The following is a 15700-nucleotide window of genomic DNA, read 5'->3' as shown; positions in this document are numbered from 1 at the left end:
GCGCTTTCGCGGCTACGCGGCCGCTGGCACGGCCCTAAGGATATGCAGAACTTCGTTGACCTGGGGTAGTGCCTGCTGCGGCCTGAGGGTGGTGGTGAGTTCACGGACGCGGTGTTCGACCCGTGCGGAACGAACGTTTGCGGTGTGCTTCGCCAGCCTCCGGCCCCAGTCGCAGGCGGCATCGGCGTCCCCGGCGCGGGCATGGGTCATGGCGACGAGCGCGGTGTGCAGGGCACGTGTCCGGCTGTTCTGGTTCGCGAGATCGAGCGCGTCGGGTGCGTGCCGCAGAGCTTGCTTGTAGAGGTGCAGATCGCCCAGGCACCTCAGTGCCGCCCCGGCAAGGTGGGCCGAGGTGAAGTAGTTGATCCAACGCGGGGCAGCCCCGGGGTCCATCCGGTCGAGAGCACGTTCCGCCTGCACAAGCGCGATTTGGCAGGCGCGTCGTTCGCCAGCCTGCCCATAGGCCGTGGCGGCGGTGGCGTGCAGCCGAGCTAACACGGCAGCGGGTGCCCGCCCTGCTCCGTCTATGGCTGCTTCGGCAAGCCGCGCCGCATCCCGGGCGTGCCCCAGGTACACCGCCTGAGTGGCGAGGTTGGCCAACAGATGAGCGCCGTACAGGCGGTCGTCGGCGGCCTTCGCGAGCCGCAATGCGACGGTGGCGTGGTGTTGGGCGGTGGCGTGGTCGCCCGCGTCGTACGACATGAAGGCGAGCTGCCCGCTGAGCGTCGCGGCCGCCCGCATGAGATCACGCCCCACTTCATCCGTGTAGGTACCCCGCAGCATGAGGGCGACCTGACGTACAAGGAAGTCGGCCATGAGCGCTCGGGTGCGTGCAGACCCGCTGCCGTGGCGTCGGTCCAGATCGGTGAAGTGGTCCGCCAATGCGTACAGCGATTGAACGTCGGTCGGTGTGACTGGCTGGCGGCCGGTTCGGCTGACCGTCTTATCGGGCAGGTCATACCGCCACCCGAGCGCGGCCTGTAGGGCTTTGCCGCTGTCGAACGTCCCGCCGACCTGCGGGGTCAGATGCTTGGCCAGCCTCGTCCAAAGCTGCTCGGCGGTGTCGATCGCCCTACCGACGGACGCGGGATAGACGGATGCTCCGAGGCTGTCCGTTGTCCCGAATCCCAGCTCCGAGACGGCGACGGAGCGACCGAGTTTCCGGGCGAGTGTCTCGGCCATGGCGGCTTGAACGTGCTCGCCGGGTCGGCGTCCGCGTAGCCACCAGTAGACGCTGGCCGCGTCGTAGCGCCAGGTGCCCTGGCTGCGGCCGGCGTGATTGAGCTGGCGGGCAAAGGCGGCGTGCGCATTGCGGTAGCCCGCGGAGTGCAGCAGCGCTTCGAATGCTGCGTTCGTGACCGGCCGCGCCATGGCTGTGCCTCCAGGCATCAGACAACTACCAACAGTGACGAGCCTATTCGTTGCTTCAGTCCTATGGGGATCCGCGCAACCCCGCGCAAACCACGTCCTGAACAGCGCAATGGAGCGCATCGCATGCCATCTGGTCCGTCGGCAGACAGCCGGCTTCGCTGGTCTCGGAAGTCCCTAGGCGGCGGTGGATACCACCGTTGCACCGGTTGGCGGAGGTGGCGATGCGAGACGGCGATTCGGGAAGCCGGGGCGAACAATCTCAGGCGGCCGAGCGGGAGGCCGCCAAGCAGCGCCTGCTCGCGCAGGCCGAGGCGGAGCGCGTACCGGTGGAGGAGACCACCCGCGCGGTCCCGGACCGGCGGTGGCGGCGTGACCGGTGACGAGCTGCCGATCGGTCGCCGGGTGGCGCGCTGGCGGGTGCGGCGGCGGATGACCCAGCAGATGCTCGCCGACCGGCTGCGCAGGTCGAAGAGCTGGGTGGACAAGGTCGAGCGGGGCGTCCGCCCCCTGGACCGTTACTCGGTGATCCAGGAGCTGGCCCAGGTCCTGCGGATCGACCCGGCGGTGCTGCTCGGCCAGCATCAGACGACACGGGCCGGTTCGCTGGACGGGGTGGACGACCTCCGGGCCGCTCTGGCCCGCTACGACGGCGGGTCAGACCCGAAGCCCCCGGCCGAAGAGCTGAGAAGGCAGGTCGGGCATGCCTGGCTGACCTACCAGCACGCGCACTACCCGCAGCTGGTGCGGTTGCTGCCGGGTCTGCTCGACGCCGCCCAGGGCGCGCCGTCGGCGGAGCTGTTGGTGCAGGCGTACCGGATCACCTCGGCGGTGTTGGTGAAGCTCGGTGAGGCCGACCTCGGGTGGCTGGCTGCTGACCGGGCGATGGCCGTGGCGGGCGGCGATGCGGTGCTGGCGGTGACGGCGGCCGTGTCGGTCGGGCAGTCGCTGCGCGCGTCGGGCCGGGACCGGCTGGCGCTTGCCGCGACGACCGCCGCCGCGAGCCGCGTCGCGCCCGGGCCGCGGCGGCCGGCGGGGGAGTGGGCGGTCTGCGGGACGCTGCTGCTCCAGGCCGCCCTGGCTGCCGCCGGCTGCGGCGACCCCCGCCGCGCCGAGGAGCTGACCGACCAGGCCGCCGGCCTCGCGGCCCAGCTTCGGGGGTACGACGACGCGCACCGGACCAGCTTCGGACCGATCGCCGTCGACCTGGCCCGGGTGGTGACGGCCGCCGAGCGGGGTGATGCCGGGGAGGCGGTCCAGCGGCACGCGGCCGTGATCCGGCGGGAGGCGTGGCGGCGGCTGCCGGCCGAGTATCGGGGCGCGTACCTGGTGGACGCCGCGCGGGCGTACCTCCAGCTCGGTGACCTGCGTGGCGCGGCGCGGGCGCTGGTCGACGCGGACAGCATCGCGCCGGCCGAGGTCCGGTGCCGCCCGTCGGCGCGTACGGTGATCGCCGAGGTCGCCCGGGGCCACCCGGCGCCGGCCGGCGTGGCGCGCCTGGCGACGCTGGTCGGCCTGACCCGATGACCGGCCGGCCGCCCTGTGCGGCGGGAGATCGTGATCCCGCCGCAGGGAACGCGGATCAGCCGTGTGGCTGGTCGGGGCGGCGGCGGCCGAAGGCGTCGGCCTTGCCCCAGCGGCCGGGGATGTCCAGCAGCGCGATCCGCTCGAAGGCGGCCGGCAGCGCGGGGGCCACGGCGAGATGGTCCTCGTGCGGGTCGATGCCGAGCATGGTCCGCAGGAGCAGCATCGACGCGCCGCTGGACCACGCCTGCGGGCTGCCGGCCGTCGGGTAGCGGACCGGGTAGCGGGTGGTGTGGCGGTCGAACCCACCGAAGGCCTCCGGCAGCCGCCCCTGGAAGTAGGTGGCCGCGTAGAGGATGCCCTCGGCGATGCGGCCCGCCTCGCTGGTGAACCCGTAGCGGCGCAGGCCCCATGCGATGAACGAGTTGTCGAACGGCCACACCGTGCCGTTGTGGTAGCCGAGTGGGTTGTAGCGGGCCTGCCCCTCGGCGAGGGTGCGCACTCCCCAGCCGGAGAAGAGCGCCGGACCCATCAGGTGCTCGACGACCCGCGGCGCCCGCTCGGGCGGCACGATGCCGCTCCACAGCAGATGTCCGATGTTCGAGGAGAGGCTGTCGACGGGCGTGCCGTCGCGGTCGAGCGCGAGCGCGTAGTAGCCACGATCCTCCAGCCAGAAGTCCCGGTTGAAGCGGTCGTAGAGGGCCGCCGCCTCGCGTTCCAGCCGGTCGGCGTAGTCGGGGTCGCCCCAGACGGTACGGGCCAGCCGGGCTGCCCGGACCTTGGCGTCGTAGGCGTACCCCTGGGTCTCGCACGTGGCCCTTGGGAAGGCCGGCAGCCTGCCGTCGGCGTAGGAGATGCTGTCCCACGAGTCCTTCCAGCACTGGTTCTCCAGGCCGGTGGCGCGGTTGCGCCGCTCGTACCAGATGTAGCCGGTGGACCTCAGGTCCGCGTACTGGTCGATCCACGTCAGGGCCGCGCGGGCCTCCTGCTCCAGCTCCATCACCAGCGCCGTGTCGCCGCTCCACCGCTCGTACTCGTCGAGCAGCACCACGAACAGCGGTGAGGCGTCGACGGTGCCGTAGTAGGGGGAGTGTGGCTGCTCCTCGAACGCGGCGGACTCGCCGTAGCGCAGCTCGTGCAGGATCCGCCCGGGATCCTCCTCCAGCACGTTGTCGGTGCGGGCGCCCTGGAGCGACGCGAGGATCCGCAGTGTGGGCGGGGTCAGCGACGGGGTGACGGGCAGGGTCTGCAGGCAGGTCAACAGGCTGTCCCGCCCGAACAGGGTCATGAACCAGGGCAGTCCGGCCGCCGGTACGCTCGCGCCGCTGAGCGAGAGCGGAGCGAAGCGCAGCGCCGCCAGGTCCACCAGGCTGCGGCGGTAGACCTGCTGCAACGCGGTGTTCTCCGTGTCCAGGGTCGGGGCCGCCGCCACCCACGCCTGCACGCTCGCCGGCAGGGTCGACTCGTCCGGCCGCAGCGCCCGCAGGGCGGAGCGGAAATCGACACCGTCCGGGCGCAGCGCGCGCATGACCACCTGAACCTCGGTGGACCACTGCTCTCCGGGCCGCAGTCGGGCGGCGAACCGGAGCCCCTGCGCGTCGAACGTGGCCGGCTCAGTGGCCGTCAGGGAGACCTCGCGCCGATAGGTGGCGCGCTCGTAGCCCAGCCGCAGTTCGTTCGCGCCGACGTGGGTGTAGTGACTGCCGGCCTTGTCGTGGAGGTCGAACTTGATCTCGAAGATGTCGGCGAAGTCGGCCGCCACGTCGAGCCGCACGTCCAGCTCGACGTCCTGCTGACCGTAGTTGAAGATCGTCAACGACTCGGTGAGGTCCGGGCCGAGCCGACGGCGCCGGATCGCCGAGACGTCGGCCTGCACGTAGTCGACCGCCCCGCCCGGCACCAGGAAGAACGTGACCTCGTAGTACAGCATGTCGTCCACCGACAGCGCGTTCAACCGTTCGCCGTTGATGGTGAGCACCCAGTGGGACAGGTATCGCGTGTCGGCGGCGAAGAGCCCGACCGGGGTACTGCTCGACGACTCCACGTCACCACTGGCGTCCGACACGATGAAGGTGTTGCCGTCGAGGCACGACACGGTGCCGGGGATGTCCCTCATCGGCTACTTCCCGCCATAAGGAGCGGTCTGATCCGGCGTTCGCGGGAACAGCCGGCCGATCCGCAGCGCCAGGCCGAGGTCGCCGTCGACCAGGATCTCGCCCCGGATGATCGCGGCCAGACCGTTCACCTCACCCCGCGCCATCGCCTCCGCGACCTGGGCGGACACCCGGATGACGGTCCGGGCGTGGCCGCCGTCCCGCGTCACCCGCATGCGGCCATGATCAATATCCAGGTGCCACTGCTCCACGCGGTTGCCGTCCCGGATGTCGAACCGCACGCTCCCGGACACGTTGCTGAGCCGTTGATCCTGGCCAGCAACCGCCAACCGCTCGAAGAAGGCACTGGTCGTCGTCATCCGACCTCTCCAGGCGCTGGTAGGGGCGCCTGCCGGCTACCCGCTGGACGAAGCGGCTAACTCCGTGCCGGCGGCTGCCGGCCGAGTACCGGGGCACCTACCTGGTGGACGCCGCCGCTCACCATGGCGACATGCGTGGATGGCACCGCCCTTACTCAGTCGACCTGGCGACCGGCTCCGCGATGCTGGGGCTGGTCGGGGTGGCCGGGTTCGGCGCGTTCCTCGGGATCCTCTACGTGCGCGGGCACCTGTCGGCCCCGATGGCGGTCCTCTGCGGGGTGTGGCTGGCCGCCGCCCTCGCCGTCACGGCACGGCGGGCGGTGCTCGGCGTCTATGTCAGCGATGGTGGCCTCCGGACCCGGTCCCTTCTGCGCACGACCACGCTGCCGTGGGAGTCGGTGGCGGCGATCCGCAGCGGCACTGCCTCCATCGGGGGCCTGGACATGGGCCGTACCGCCATCGTCATCGAACGAGCCGACGGGGTCCTGATCCAGACCCCGCTGCAACGCGGGGACCTCTTCCGGCCGTTCACGTTCCGGCCGGAACTGGGGCGGCTGGCCACCTGGCCCGAGCACTACGACGAGATCCTGGCGACACTGCGGGCCCATCACCGCGACGCGCAGCGCCGCCGGCAGACGGCATCCACCACGCGGCTTCCGCTACCGGCCTCTGAGACTGGGTCGACGAGCCCGTCCGCCGGAGTCACCCGGGCCCCCGTGGCCCGCGATGGCGTCTCCGCTGACCAGCGGCGCGACATCCACACGCTGACCCGGCAACACCAGCGTGGTGCGCTCACCGACGCCGAGTTCGGCGCGGAACTGGCGAAGATCCGCGGCACCGGCTAGGTCGGGCCCGCCAGGACGCCGGGAGGCTCCCGTGGGTGTTCCCCAGCCGACGGGCCGCCGCTCGGCACCTCGCCGTCCGGCGGCGCGGCTGCTCAGGGCGCGAGCGTGAAGCGGCTCCAGCTCTTCGCGTCCGTGGTCATCAGGAAGTGGTCCGGCTCGCCGGTCGACCCGTCGTCCCGTCCGAACAGCCAGGCATAGCCGGGCGCGACGCTGACCGAGCCGACGAGCCGGCCGTACTCCCGGGCGACCGTGAACTGCCGCCCGTCGTCGCGGCTGATCAGTAGCCGCGCGGGGCCGGTGGAGTCCGTACCGCCGTTGGTGATCGCCAGCAAGGATCCGTCTGTCCCGATGGTGAGATCCCAGTGCGCCTGTGCCGGCAGGTCGGCGCCGGTGTCGGCCCAGCTCTTCCCGCCGTCGGTGGTCCGGAGCAGCCGGGGGGAGCCGTTCGTGCTCGATCCTTCGGTCAGCAGGTATCCCTCCTGGGCGTCGCGCCCGACGACCGCCAGCACCCGTACGTCGGCTTCCGTCTCCCAGGTGGTCCAGGTAGCGCCCCGGTCGATGCTGCGCGCGAGCGTCGCTCCCGGGTTGGCGGGCATCTGGTACATGGCCCAGAGCGTGCCGTCCGGGCTCGGGTAGAGGCTGCGGAGCGGACGCCACGACGGCGCCGTCCCGGTGAGCCGGTAGACGGTTCCGGCCGACGGGTCCACGGCGAGGGGCTCCTGCATCGCCCCGCAGTCGTACCCGCAGAAGACCGGCCGGGCCGTCGTGGGGAAGGCGGGGACGGCCACAGTCGCCCCAGTCGCCTCCCGCCAGTTGCGGCCGTAGTCGGTGGAGAGGCGCAGCAGGCCCGCGTCGTCGACCAGGTAGGACCGGTCGCTGAGCACAGAGAACTTGAGCAGGCTGTCGGGCGTCCCGGTGGCGCTGGCCTCGCACCTGATGCCGTGGAAGAGCGCCGAGTCCTCGTCCGACCAGCTCCGGCCGCGGTCAGCGGTCAACAAGAAGCGCAGGTCGCATCGGTCCCGCCGTACGTCGACACCGGAGTCGGGGCCGGTCAGCGTGAAGTCGCCGGAGTGTTCGGGGCGGGGCGACGGCTCTGCCGGCCCTGCCGGCCCTGCCGGCTCGGCCCGGTCCGCCCCCGCCACCAGCGGTACGACGGTCACGCCGGCCAGCACGACCAGGGCGGCCGCCACCACCACAACGACCGACCGGTGCCGGCGGGACCGGGCCGTGGAGCGCAGCTCGTCGAGGGGTGGCTGCCGGACGGCCTCGGCGAGGCGGGCGGCGTCGAATCCGGGGAACTCACGGTCGGGCATGGATCCTCCCGGTCTCCTGAGGATCGGTGACGTCGGAGTCGGCGAGCAGCGCTGCCAGGGCATGCCGGCCCCGGGAGAGCCGGGACTTCACCGTTCCGGCCGAGACACCCAACGTCGCGGCGATCTCGTCCACCGACAGGTCGACGAGGTAGTGCAGGGCCAGGGCTTGCCGCTGCCCCTCGGGCAGCCTGCGCAGCGCGGCGAGCAGGGTGAGGTGCTCAGGCGAGTGGTCGGCGACCACCGGTGGCGGGCCGATCCGACGCAGCAGCCCTTCGAACACCCGGCGCCGCCGGTACCGGCTGCGAGCCACATTCACCGCGACGCGGCGCAGCCACGCCTCCGGGTTGTCCAGCCCGGCGAAGCGCTGGGGCGCCACCAGCGCCCGGGTGAACGCCTCCTGGACCGCCTCCTGAGCCTCGCTCAGGTCGCCCGTTACCGCGTACAGCTGGACCACCAGGCGGCGGAAACAGCCGGCGTAGAGCTCGGCGATCAGATCACCGTGAGACACCGTCACCACCCTTCTCCACCACTCCCACCAACGGGCTGCGGAGAAGGTTCCGGTGGTCGGTCAGAATTCTCGTAGCCGCTCGCGCGTCGAGACATCTTCCGGGAAGGGAACCCGTGCCGACCTACCGCCATCCAGGCACCGTCATCACCGACCACACCTTCCGGGTACCGCTGGACCACGCGGATCCGGCCGGCGAGCGGATCGAGGTGTACGCCCGCGAGGTCGTGGCCGCCGGCCGGGAGCGCGAGTCGCTGCCCTGGCTGCTCTTCCTCCAGGGCGGCCCCGGCGGGCGATCGCCGCGCCCGGTGGGCCGGGACGGCTGGCTGAACCGGGCGCTGGACGACTACCGGGTGCTGTTGCTGGACCAGCGCGGCACCGGCCGTTCCACCCCCGCCGACCGACACACGCTGCCGCTGCGGGGGGACGCCGCCGCGCAGGCCGACTACCTGGCGCACTTTCGGGCCGACTCGATCGTCCGCGACTGCGAGCTGATCCGCAGGGAACTGATCGGCGAGGACGGACGGTGGAGCCTGCTCGGCCAGAGCTACGGCGGCTTCTGCACCCTGACCTACCTGTCGTACGCGCCGGAGGGCGTCCGCGAGGCCTTCGTGACCGGCGGCCTGCCCGGGCTGCGCAGCACGGCGCAGGAGGTCTACCGGGCCGCCTACCCACGGGTGCAGCGCAAGGTCGAGGCGCACTACGCCCGCTACCCGGAGGACGTCGAAGCCGTCCACGCCGTTGTGAGGCACCTGCGTGAGCGGGAGGTGTGGCTGCCCGGCGGCGGGCTGCTGACCGCCGAGGCGTTCCAGGCGCTCGGCATCACGCTGGGCACCGGCAGCGGCTCACCCGCGCTGCACTACCTGCTCGAGGACGCCTTCCTGCCCGGGATGCCCGAGCGCCGGCTCGCCGACTCGTTCCTCGCCGAGGTCCAGGGCCATCTCTCGTACGCGGGCCGCCCGCTCTACGCGCTGCTGCACGAGTCGATCTACGGCCAGCGCTCGGTGTCGCCGCGCGCCATCGGATGGGCGGCCGAGACGGTACGCGCCGAGTTCCCGCAGTTCGACGCCGACCGGGCGGAAGACCTGCCGGTGCTGCTGACCGGCGAGATGATCTATCCCTGGATGTTCGGCACCGATCCGGCGCTGGCCCCGCTGCGCGAGGTGGCGGAGCTGCTGGCGGCCCGCGAGGAGTGGCCCGACCTGTACGACCCGCGGCAACTGGCCCGCAACGAGGTGCCGGTGGCCGCCGCCGTCTACCACGACGACATGTACGTCGACACCGACGACTCGCTGGCCACCGCGCGCGCGGTGCGCGGCCTGCGCCCCTGGATCACCAATGAGTACGAGCACGACGGCCTACGGGTGAGCGAGGGTCGGGTCCTGGACCGGTTGATCAGGGTGGTCCGCGACGAGACCTGAGCACGGGCGTCGAGGTCACAGCGGTGGCGGGCACCGGTCGGGGAGCGTGACCTGCCCCGGCTGATGGGTGAAGGTCCTCATCGTGAACCACTCGTCCAGCGCGGGATCGAAGAGGTTCTGGAAGCCGAACTGCAGCACCTGCCACCACTGGCTCGGGTTCCGTTGGTCGACGTAGACATCGCCCAGGGCGATCGGGAACCGGAAGACCTCGCCCGGCTGGGTGGAGCCGCCGACGACGCCGACCCGCCAGTGGTCGACGCGGCGATCGGGCTTCCCCTGCAGGATCTCCGGTCCGACGAACCGCGCGGTCTTCAGCAGGTCGTTGAACATCTGCCGGTTGAAGAACCCCACTCGATCGCACGGGCGCGGCGGGTCCAGCGGGATGTTCGGCCACTTGTAGGTGAGCGTGTAGAGCGTGTTGCGGTAGATCAGGTTCGTGAACCAGATCGGATGCTGCGGACCCCCGGCGATCATCTGGCTGTCACCATTGCGGCCCTCCCAGGTGAAGGGCACGTCGATGCCGAGGTCGCGCACGATGTACCGGCCGGCGCCCCGGAAGTCCGTGGGCAGCAGCGGCGGGCGCGGCTCCTCCGGGCCGTGCGGCTTGCCGTGCGCCGTGCCGCCCGGCTCCTCGGAGTCGAGCGGCCCGCCGGCCGTGGTGCCGCGCGACCCGTCCGGGCCGAGCGGCCTGCTGGGCGCGGTGCCGGCGGCCGAGGTCTCGCTCGGCGGCGCGGCGGACGCGCCGGGCGCGATCAGGGCGAGGGCGACCACGCCGCTGGCGATCAGCGTGCGAAGTGCGCGGACCGGTGCCATCTGCCCTCCGTGCTCAAAGTGGCTAACGCTCGGACAATCCGGGCGTCTGGGGCGAATGTTAGGGCTCGGGTGGCAGCCCATTCGGCGCCAACTCCGCCGTCGTCACCCGGAAGCGCCGAACAATCCTCGCCTGCGCCTGCCGCCTGCGTCTCCCGCCGAACTCTCGGGAGCGCAAACGGCCGCCGCGAAGATCGCGCTGACCAGGCGGGCGGGCCCGGTCGGGCGGATGCTCGGAGCTGGCGCAGCGAAGACGGCTGGACATTCTCGGCTGAATCGGGCATGTCGTCACGCCGTACCGCATAGCGTCACGGTGGCGGCGTCCACCGCCGCGCCGCCGGTCCGCCGGCGGCCCCGCGCTGCGCGGAGGTTACCGACGTGAACCGCATCGACGGAGTGCTCCTGCCCGAACTGGATTCCCCCCTCCGGGAGCCGCTCCTGGCCCGGGCCGTGGGCTGGCTGAGCCTCGTGCTCGGGGTCGGCGCCCTCGCCGCGCCCGGTCGGCTGGCCGAACTGGCCGGCGTGGACGACTCGCCCACCGCCCGCGCCATCATCCCGGCCGTCGGCGCCCGCGAACTGGGCCACGCCGCCGGGCTGATCACCGGCCGCCGCACGGCCGGCTGGGCCTGGAGCCGGGTGGCCGGCGACGCCATGGACCTCACCCTGCTCGCCCGGGCCCTCGCGGACCGCGGCGGTGACCGGCGGAAACGCGTCGCCGCCACCACCGCCGTGATCGCCGGCATCACCGCCGTAGACGTGCTCGCCGCGCTCGCCGCCTCCCGCGCCCGCCGATCCCGGGACCGGATGATCCGCATCGACGTCGGGGTGACGGTGAACCGGTCACCGGCCGAGGCCTACCGGTTCTGGCGAGACGTGGAGAACCTTCCCCGCTTCATGTCGCACCTGGAGTCGGTGCGCGCCGAGGACCTACGCCGGTCGCACTGGACCGCCCGCGGGCCGGCCGGCCGGCTCATCGAGTGGAACGCGGAGATCCTGGACGACCAGCCGAACCGGTCGATCGCCTGGCGGTCGATGCCCGGCGCGCGGGTGCCGAACGCCGGCCGGGTCCGCTTTCAACCCGCCCCCGGCGACCGGGGCACCGAGGTCCGGGTGCAGCTCGGCTACGCGCCGCCGGCCGGCTCGCTCGGCCGGGCCGTGGCGAAGCTCTTCGGCGAGGCGCCAGAGCAGCAGGTACGCGACGACCTGCGCCGGTTCAAGCAGGTGCTGGAGACCGGGGAAGTGGTCCGCTCCGAAGGCAGCCCGGACGGGATCTCGGCGCGGCAGCAGGTCATGCAGCGCCCCGCCCAGCCGCTGCCCAACGGCCACCGGCGTTGAGCGCCGCACGGGAGGAAGGAAGACGATGAGGGCCACCGCCTGGATGGGCAAGGAGAACGTCAAGGTCGTCGACGTGCCGGACCCCAAGATCATGAACGCCCGGGACGCGATCGTACGGATCACCACGACCGCCATCTGCGGTTCCGACCTGCACCTCTACCACGGTTACATCCCCGCCATGCGCAAGGGCGACATCCTCGGCCACGAGTTCATGGGCGAGGTGGTCGAGGTCGGCCCGCAGGTGCGCAACCTGCGGGTCGGTGACCGGGTGGTGGTGCCGTTCCCGATCGCCTGCGGGCACTGCACCTCCTGCCAGCGCGGCCTCTACTCGGTCTGCGAGAACTCCAACCCGAACGCCGGCATCGCCGAGAAGATCATGGGTCACTCGCCGGCCGGCATCTTCGGCTACTCCCACCTGCTCGGGGGCTACGCCGGCGGCCAGGCCGAGTACGCCCGGGTGCCGTTCGCCGACATCGGGCCGATCAAGGTGCCCGACGAGGTGCCCGACGACCAGGCGGTGATGCTCGCCGACGTGTTCCCGACCGCCTACATGGGCGCCGAGATGTGCGACATCAGACCGGGCGACGTGATCGCGATCTGGGGCGCCGGCCCGGTCGGGCTGCTCGCCGCGGCCAGCGCCCGGATGCTCGGCGCCGAGCGGGTGATCATCATCGACCGGTACCCGTACCGGCTGGCGCTGGCCCGGGAGCACACCGGCGCGGAGACGATCAACTACGAGGACACCGACGTGCTGGACGCGCTCAACGAGCTGACCGCCGGGCGGGGCCCGGACGGGTGCATCGACGCCGTCGGCATGGAGGGGCACCACGGCAACGCGGCGATCTACGCGTACGACCGGGCCAAGCAGGCGGTCCACGCGGAGACCGAGCGGCCCTTCGCGCTGCGCCAGGCGATCCTGGCCTGCCGCAGTGGCGGGGTGGTCTCGGTGGTCGGCGCGTACGGGGGCCTGATCGACAAGTTCCCGATCGGGGCGTTCATGAACCGGTCGCTGACCATGCGCACCGGGCAGTGCCACGTGCAGCGCTACACCCGGCCGCTGCTGGAACGGATCCAGCGCGGCGACATCGACCCGAGCTTCATCGTCAGCCACCGGATGCCGCTCAAGGACGCCCCCAAGGGCTACAAGATCTTCCAGAAGAAGCAGGACGAGTGCACCAAGGTCCTGCTCACGGTGTGACGCCGGCTGCGCCCGGCCGGAGCGGCGGCGTGGTGGGTGAGCGGCCAGCCTGTCCAGGGTGGCGGGTGCCGTCGGGGGGCCTGACCCGCACCCGTCAGGGCAGCGGCCACTCGTGCACCGGGCGGTTGCTGTGCATCAGGTCCACGTAGTGCCGGACCACCTCGCTCAGCGCCGCCGGCCGGTCCAGGTGGTCGGCTGACTCCAGCCGGTGCAGCGTCTCCACCTGCCAGGTCGCGCCGTTGCGCCCGGTCAGGCAGCGCTGCTCGATGATGCCGAGCAGCCGGTCGCGCTCATGCGGGTCGAGCCCCCAGCGGTCCAGCCCGTGGTGGGCCATCGGCAGCAGCCGGCGCAGCACCAACTCGGTGACCGGCAGATAGCCGAGGCCCGGCCAGAACACCTGCGCGTCGATGCCATAGCGGGCACAGGCGTTGAAGTTCTCCTCGGCCGCACTGAACGACATCTGCGACCACAGTGGCCGGTCGGACTCGGCCAGCGCCCGGACCACCCCGAAGTAGAAGGCGCCGTTGGCGATGGTGTCCAGCACGGTCGGGCCGGCGGGCAGCACCCGGTTCTCGACCCGCAGGTGCGGACGGCCCCGCAGCACGTCGTAGACCGGCCGGTTCCACCGGTAGACGGTGCCGTTGTGCAGCCGCAGCTCGGCGAGCTTCGGCACCTCGCCGGCCGCGAGCGTCTCGGCCGGGTCCTCCGGGTCGCAGACCGGCAGCAGCGCCGGAAAATAGCGGACGTTCTCCTCGAACAGGTCGAAGACGTTGGTGATCCAGCGTTCGCCGAACCAGACCCGCGGCCGTACGCCCTGCGCCTTGATCTCCTCCGAGCGGGTGTCGGTGGCCTGCTGGAACAGCGGGATCCGGGTCTCCCGCCACAGCTCCCGGCCGAAGAAGAGCGGCGAGTTCGCGCCCAGCGCGACCTGGATGCCGGCGACGACCTGGGCCGCGTTCCAGTAGTCGGCGAACTGGGCCGGGCTCACCTGGAGGTGGAACTGGGTGCTGGTGCAGGCTGCCTCCGGCGTGATCGTGTCGGCGGTGACCGCCAGCCGCTCCACCCCGTTGATGGCGATCCGCAGATCCTCCCCGCGGGCGGCGAAGATCTGCTCGTTGAGCAGCTCGTAGCGGGGGTTGGTGGAGAGCGTGTGCGCGGTGAGGTGCTCCGGCCGCAGGGTCGGCAGGATGCCGATCATCACCATGTGCGCGCCGATCTTGCGGGCCTTCTCCTCCGCCGCGTTCAGGCTGGCCCGCACGTGCTCCTCGAACTCCGCCGTGCCGGTGCCGGTCAGCCGCCGCGGCGCGACGTTGATCTCGACGTTGAACTGGCCCAGCTCGGTCTGGAAGCTCGGGTCGGCGACGGCGGCGAGCACGTCGGCGTTGCGCATGGTCGGCTGTGACTGCTCGTCGACCAGGTTGAGCTCGATCTCCAGGCCGGTCATCGGGCGGTCCACGTCGAAGCGCGACTCACGCAGCATCTCGGCGAAGACGTCCAGGCAGCGGCGCACCTTGTCCCGGTAGCGGGCCCGATCCTCCCGGCTGAAGGTTCGCGCGCCGACTTCCTCGCCCATGGTCACCACCCCGTCACCGCTGGTCTTCCTAACCTCGCACGCCACCGTTGGCGGGGGAAGACCCGTCTGTTCCTTTCTCTACCCAGCCCGGGCCCCGGTGATCCCCGTCGCCTCCGGCGGGTCCGCGCCGGTCGGCCGACCCGATCCCGCTAGCATGGCGGCCCGAGAGGGTGGTGGTGGGGATGCGCGACAAGCTGACCGGGCTGTTCGTCGTGGCGGCGATCGCCGAGGCCTGTTCCTGGTTCGGCCTGCTCGTCGGCATGCTCGTGAAGTACGGTCCGCCCGGCAACGAGCTGGGCGTGAAGATCTTCGGCCCGATCCACGGCGGCCTCTTCGTGGCGTACCTGGTGCTGGTCCTCGCCGTCGCCCGCCGGCAGCGGTGGAGCCTGTTGGCGACCGGGGTGGCCCTGGCCTGCGCGGTGCCGCCGTTCGCCACCCTGGCCTACGAGCGGTGGGCCCGCCGCCGGGGGATGCTCGGCGCGGCACCGGCCCCGACCCGGCGCGACCCGGCCCCGGTGGGCTGACCCCGAGCGACCCGGCCGGGCGCGGGCCCGGCCCTGGTCGGCTGGGTCGGCAGTGAATGGCGCCGCCAGGGGCGGGCGTCGTGGGCCGGTCAGTCAGTCGTCGGGTCGGCGGGGCGTAGCGCCGCCGCCTCGCGGGCGAGCGCCGTCACGGTCGCCTCGTCCCGGGCCCGGACAGCGGCGGCCGGCGTGAGCCACGAACCGCCCACGCACGCGACGTTGGGCAGGGCCAGCCACTCGCCCGCGCTCGCCGCGGAGATGCCGCCGGTCGGGCAGAACGTGACGTGCGGCAGCGGTTGAGCCAGCGCCGCGAGGTAGGCGGGGCCGCCACTCGCCGCCGCCGGAAAGAACTTGACCGTGGTCAGGCCGAGCTCGGCCAGGGCCAGCATCTCGCTGACCGTGCCGGCGCCGGGCAGGAAGGGCAGTCCCGAGTCCAGGGCGGCACGGGCGAGCCGGGGAGTCGCGCCAGGGCTGACCAGGAACCGGGCCCCCGCCGCACCGGCGTCGGCGACCTGCTCCGGGGTGAGCACGGTGCCCGCGCCCACCACCATCTCCGGCACCTCGGCCGCCACCTTCCGCAGGGCGGGGAGCGCGGCGGTGGTGCGCAGGGTGATCTCCATGGTCCGGACGCCGCCGCGCAGCAGCGCCCGCGCCAGCGGAACGGCGTCGTCGGCGTGCTCCACCACCACGACCGGGATGACGGGACCGAGCCGGACCAATTCCGCGGCGGTGAGCGGGGCCGAGGGCGGCCGGCCGCCGGCCGTGGACGCCTCCGACGGGTCGACGTGGGGGATGGGCATCGCACTCCTCGGCA

15 protein-coding genes are annotated in these 15700 nt (G+C 72.3%); 7 read left to right on the top strand and 8 right to left on the bottom strand.

Going from position 1 to position 15700, the window contains the following annotated elements; genetic code table 11:
- Window positions 1-12 precede the first annotated feature (12 nt).
- Window positions 13-1371, bottom strand: coding sequence for a hypothetical protein (locus ACIP9D_RS00840; RefSeq protein ID WP_350876622.1), 1359 nt, complete (start codon window positions 1369-1371; stop codon window positions 13-15).
- A gap of 221 nt (window positions 1372-1592) precedes the next feature.
- On the opposite strand from ACIP9D_RS00840, the gene ACIP9D_RS00835 reads away from it, so the two are divergent.
- Together ACIP9D_RS00835 and ACIP9D_RS00830 are read left to right on the top strand one after the other, a co-directional pair.
- Window positions 1593-1751, top strand: a complete 159-nt coding sequence (locus tag ACIP9D_RS00835) for a hypothetical protein (protein WP_350876620.1) — start codon at window positions 1593-1595, stop codon at window positions 1749-1751.
- Entirely contained in the window at window positions 1741-2895 is a 1155-nt protein-coding gene (locus ACIP9D_RS00830; RefSeq protein WP_350876618.1) for a helix-turn-helix domain-containing protein, read from the top strand. The genes ACIP9D_RS00835 and ACIP9D_RS00830 overlap by 11 nt, the downstream gene beginning before the upstream one ends.
- 55 nt (window positions 2896-2950) lie before the next feature.
- Here ACIP9D_RS00830 and ACIP9D_RS00825 read toward each other — a convergent pair whose 3' ends face one another.
- Both ACIP9D_RS00825 and ACIP9D_RS00820 read right to left on the bottom strand, forming a co-directional pair.
- Window positions 2951-4999 carry a glycogen debranching N-terminal domain-containing protein gene (locus ACIP9D_RS00825; RefSeq protein WP_350876724.1) on the bottom strand — a complete coding sequence of 683 codons (2049 nt, stop codon included), beginning with the start codon at window positions 4997-4999 and terminating at the stop codon, window positions 2951-2953.
- A gap of 12 nt (window positions 5000-5011) precedes the next feature.
- A complete protein-coding gene (locus tag ACIP9D_RS00820; protein ID WP_350876616.1) occupies window positions 5012-5365 on the bottom strand; it encodes an SCP2 sterol-binding domain-containing protein in 354 nt (117 codons plus the stop codon).
- Window positions 5366-5496: 131 nt separating this feature from the next.
- Between ACIP9D_RS00820 and ACIP9D_RS00815 the strand changes: the two genes are divergently transcribed.
- Window positions 5497-6210: a PH domain-containing protein gene (locus tag ACIP9D_RS00815; protein ID WP_350876614.1), complete on the top strand. Its 714-nt coding sequence runs from the start codon at window positions 5497-5499 to the stop codon at window positions 6208-6210.
- 92 nt (window positions 6211-6302) lie between these two features.
- On the opposite strand, the gene ACIP9D_RS00810 is transcribed toward ACIP9D_RS00815, so the two are convergent.
- Window positions 6303-7523 (bottom strand): sialidase family protein, encoded by a 1221-nt coding sequence (locus ACIP9D_RS00810; RefSeq protein WP_350876613.1) that lies wholly within the window; start codon window positions 7521-7523, stop codon window positions 6303-6305.
- Entirely contained in the window at window positions 7510-8031 is a 522-nt protein-coding gene (locus tag ACIP9D_RS00805) for an RNA polymerase sigma factor (RefSeq protein ID WP_400449106.1), read from the bottom strand. Before ACIP9D_RS00805 ends, ACIP9D_RS00810 begins: the two co-directional genes overlap by 14 nt.
- Window positions 8032-8144: 113 nt before the next feature.
- Between ACIP9D_RS00805 and ACIP9D_RS00800 the strand changes: the two genes are divergently transcribed.
- Entirely contained in the window at window positions 8145-9449 is a 1305-nt protein-coding gene (locus ACIP9D_RS00800; RefSeq protein WP_350876609.1) for an alpha/beta fold hydrolase, read from the top strand.
- Window positions 9450-9464: 15 nt separating this feature from the next.
- Here ACIP9D_RS00800 and ACIP9D_RS00795 read toward each other — a convergent pair whose 3' ends face one another.
- Window positions 9465-10262 carry a hypothetical protein gene (locus ACIP9D_RS00795; RefSeq protein WP_350876607.1) on the bottom strand — a complete coding sequence of 266 codons (798 nt, stop codon included), beginning with the start codon at window positions 10260-10262 and terminating at the stop codon, window positions 9465-9467.
- 375 nt (window positions 10263-10637) lie between these two features.
- Between ACIP9D_RS00795 and ACIP9D_RS00790 the strand changes: the two genes are divergently transcribed.
- Together ACIP9D_RS00790 and ACIP9D_RS00785 are read left to right on the top strand one after the other, a co-directional pair.
- Window positions 10638-11594 carry an SRPBCC family protein gene (locus ACIP9D_RS00790; RefSeq protein WP_350876605.1) on the top strand — a complete coding sequence of 319 codons (957 nt, stop codon included), beginning with the start codon at window positions 10638-10640 and terminating at the stop codon, window positions 11592-11594.
- Between the two features lie 25 nt (window positions 11595-11619).
- The gene (locus ACIP9D_RS00785) at window positions 11620-12792 is read left to right on the top strand and encodes a zinc-dependent alcohol dehydrogenase (protein ID WP_350876604.1); all 1173 of its coding nucleotides are present in this window, start codon (window positions 11620-11622) and stop codon (window positions 12790-12792) included.
- Window positions 12793-12886: 94 nt separating this feature from the next.
- Here the strand turns inward: ACIP9D_RS00785 and ACIP9D_RS00780 are convergent, their stop codons facing one another.
- Window positions 12887-14365 (bottom strand): glutamate--cysteine ligase, encoded by a 1479-nt coding sequence (locus ACIP9D_RS00780; RefSeq protein WP_350876602.1) that lies wholly within the window; start codon window positions 14363-14365, stop codon window positions 12887-12889.
- A gap of 182 nt (window positions 14366-14547) precedes the next feature.
- Between ACIP9D_RS00780 and ACIP9D_RS00775 the strand changes: the two genes are divergently transcribed.
- Complete coding sequence (locus ACIP9D_RS00775) at window positions 14548-14889, top strand: DUF3817 domain-containing protein (protein WP_350876600.1); 342 nt, start codon at window positions 14548-14550, stop codon at window positions 14887-14889.
- An 89-nt stretch (window positions 14890-14978) separates the two neighbouring features.
- Here ACIP9D_RS00775 and eda read toward each other — a convergent pair whose 3' ends face one another.
- On the bottom strand, window positions 14979-15686 hold the full coding sequence (gene eda / locus ACIP9D_RS00770) for a bifunctional 4-hydroxy-2-oxoglutarate aldolase/2-dehydro-3-deoxy-phosphogluconate aldolase (RefSeq protein WP_350876598.1): 708 nt from the start codon (window positions 15684-15686) through the stop codon (window positions 14979-14981).
- Between the last annotated feature and the right edge of the window lie 14 nt (window positions 15687-15700).

It is taken from the genome of Micromonospora sp. NPDC093243, assembly GCF_044753725.1.
Lineage (GTDB): Bacteria > Actinomycetota > Actinomycetes > Mycobacteriales > Micromonosporaceae > Micromonospora.
This window is presented reverse-complemented; position numbering and strand designations above follow the sequence as displayed.

Coding starts and splice junctions, on each gene's coding strand:
- ACIP9D_RS00840 (WP_350876622.1), bottom strand. CDS start 1,371: ATGGCGCGGCCGGTCACGAACGCAGCATTCGAAGCGCTGCTGCACTCC.
- ACIP9D_RS00835 (WP_350876620.1), top strand. CDS start 1,593: ATGCGAGACGGCGATTCGGGAAGCCGGGGCGAACAATCTCAGGCGGCC.
- ACIP9D_RS00820 (WP_350876616.1), bottom strand. CDS start 5,365: ATGACGACGACCAGTGCCTTCTTCGAGCGGTTGGCGGTTGCTGGCCAG.
- ACIP9D_RS00815 (WP_350876614.1), top strand. CDS start 5,497: ATGCGTGGATGGCACCGCCCTTACTCAGTCGACCTGGCGACCGGCTCC.
- ACIP9D_RS00810 (WP_350876613.1), bottom strand. CDS start 7,523: ATGCCCGACCGTGAGTTCCCCGGATTCGACGCCGCCCGCCTCGCCGAG.
- ACIP9D_RS00795 (WP_350876607.1), bottom strand. CDS start 10,262: ATGGCACCGGTCCGCGCACTTCGCACGCTGATCGCCAGCGGCGTGGTC.
- ACIP9D_RS00785 (WP_350876604.1), top strand. CDS start 11,620: ATGAGGGCCACCGCCTGGATGGGCAAGGAGAACGTCAAGGTCGTCGAC.
- ACIP9D_RS00780 (WP_350876602.1), bottom strand. CDS start 14,365: ATGGGCGAGGAAGTCGGCGCGCGAACCTTCAGCCGGGAGGATCGGGCC.
- ACIP9D_RS00775 (WP_350876600.1), top strand. CDS start 14,548: ATGCGCGACAAGCTGACCGGGCTGTTCGTCGTGGCGGCGATCGCCGAG.
- eda (WP_350876598.1), bottom strand. CDS start 15,686: ATGCCCATCCCCCACGTCGACCCGTCGGAGGCGTCCACGGCCGGCGGC.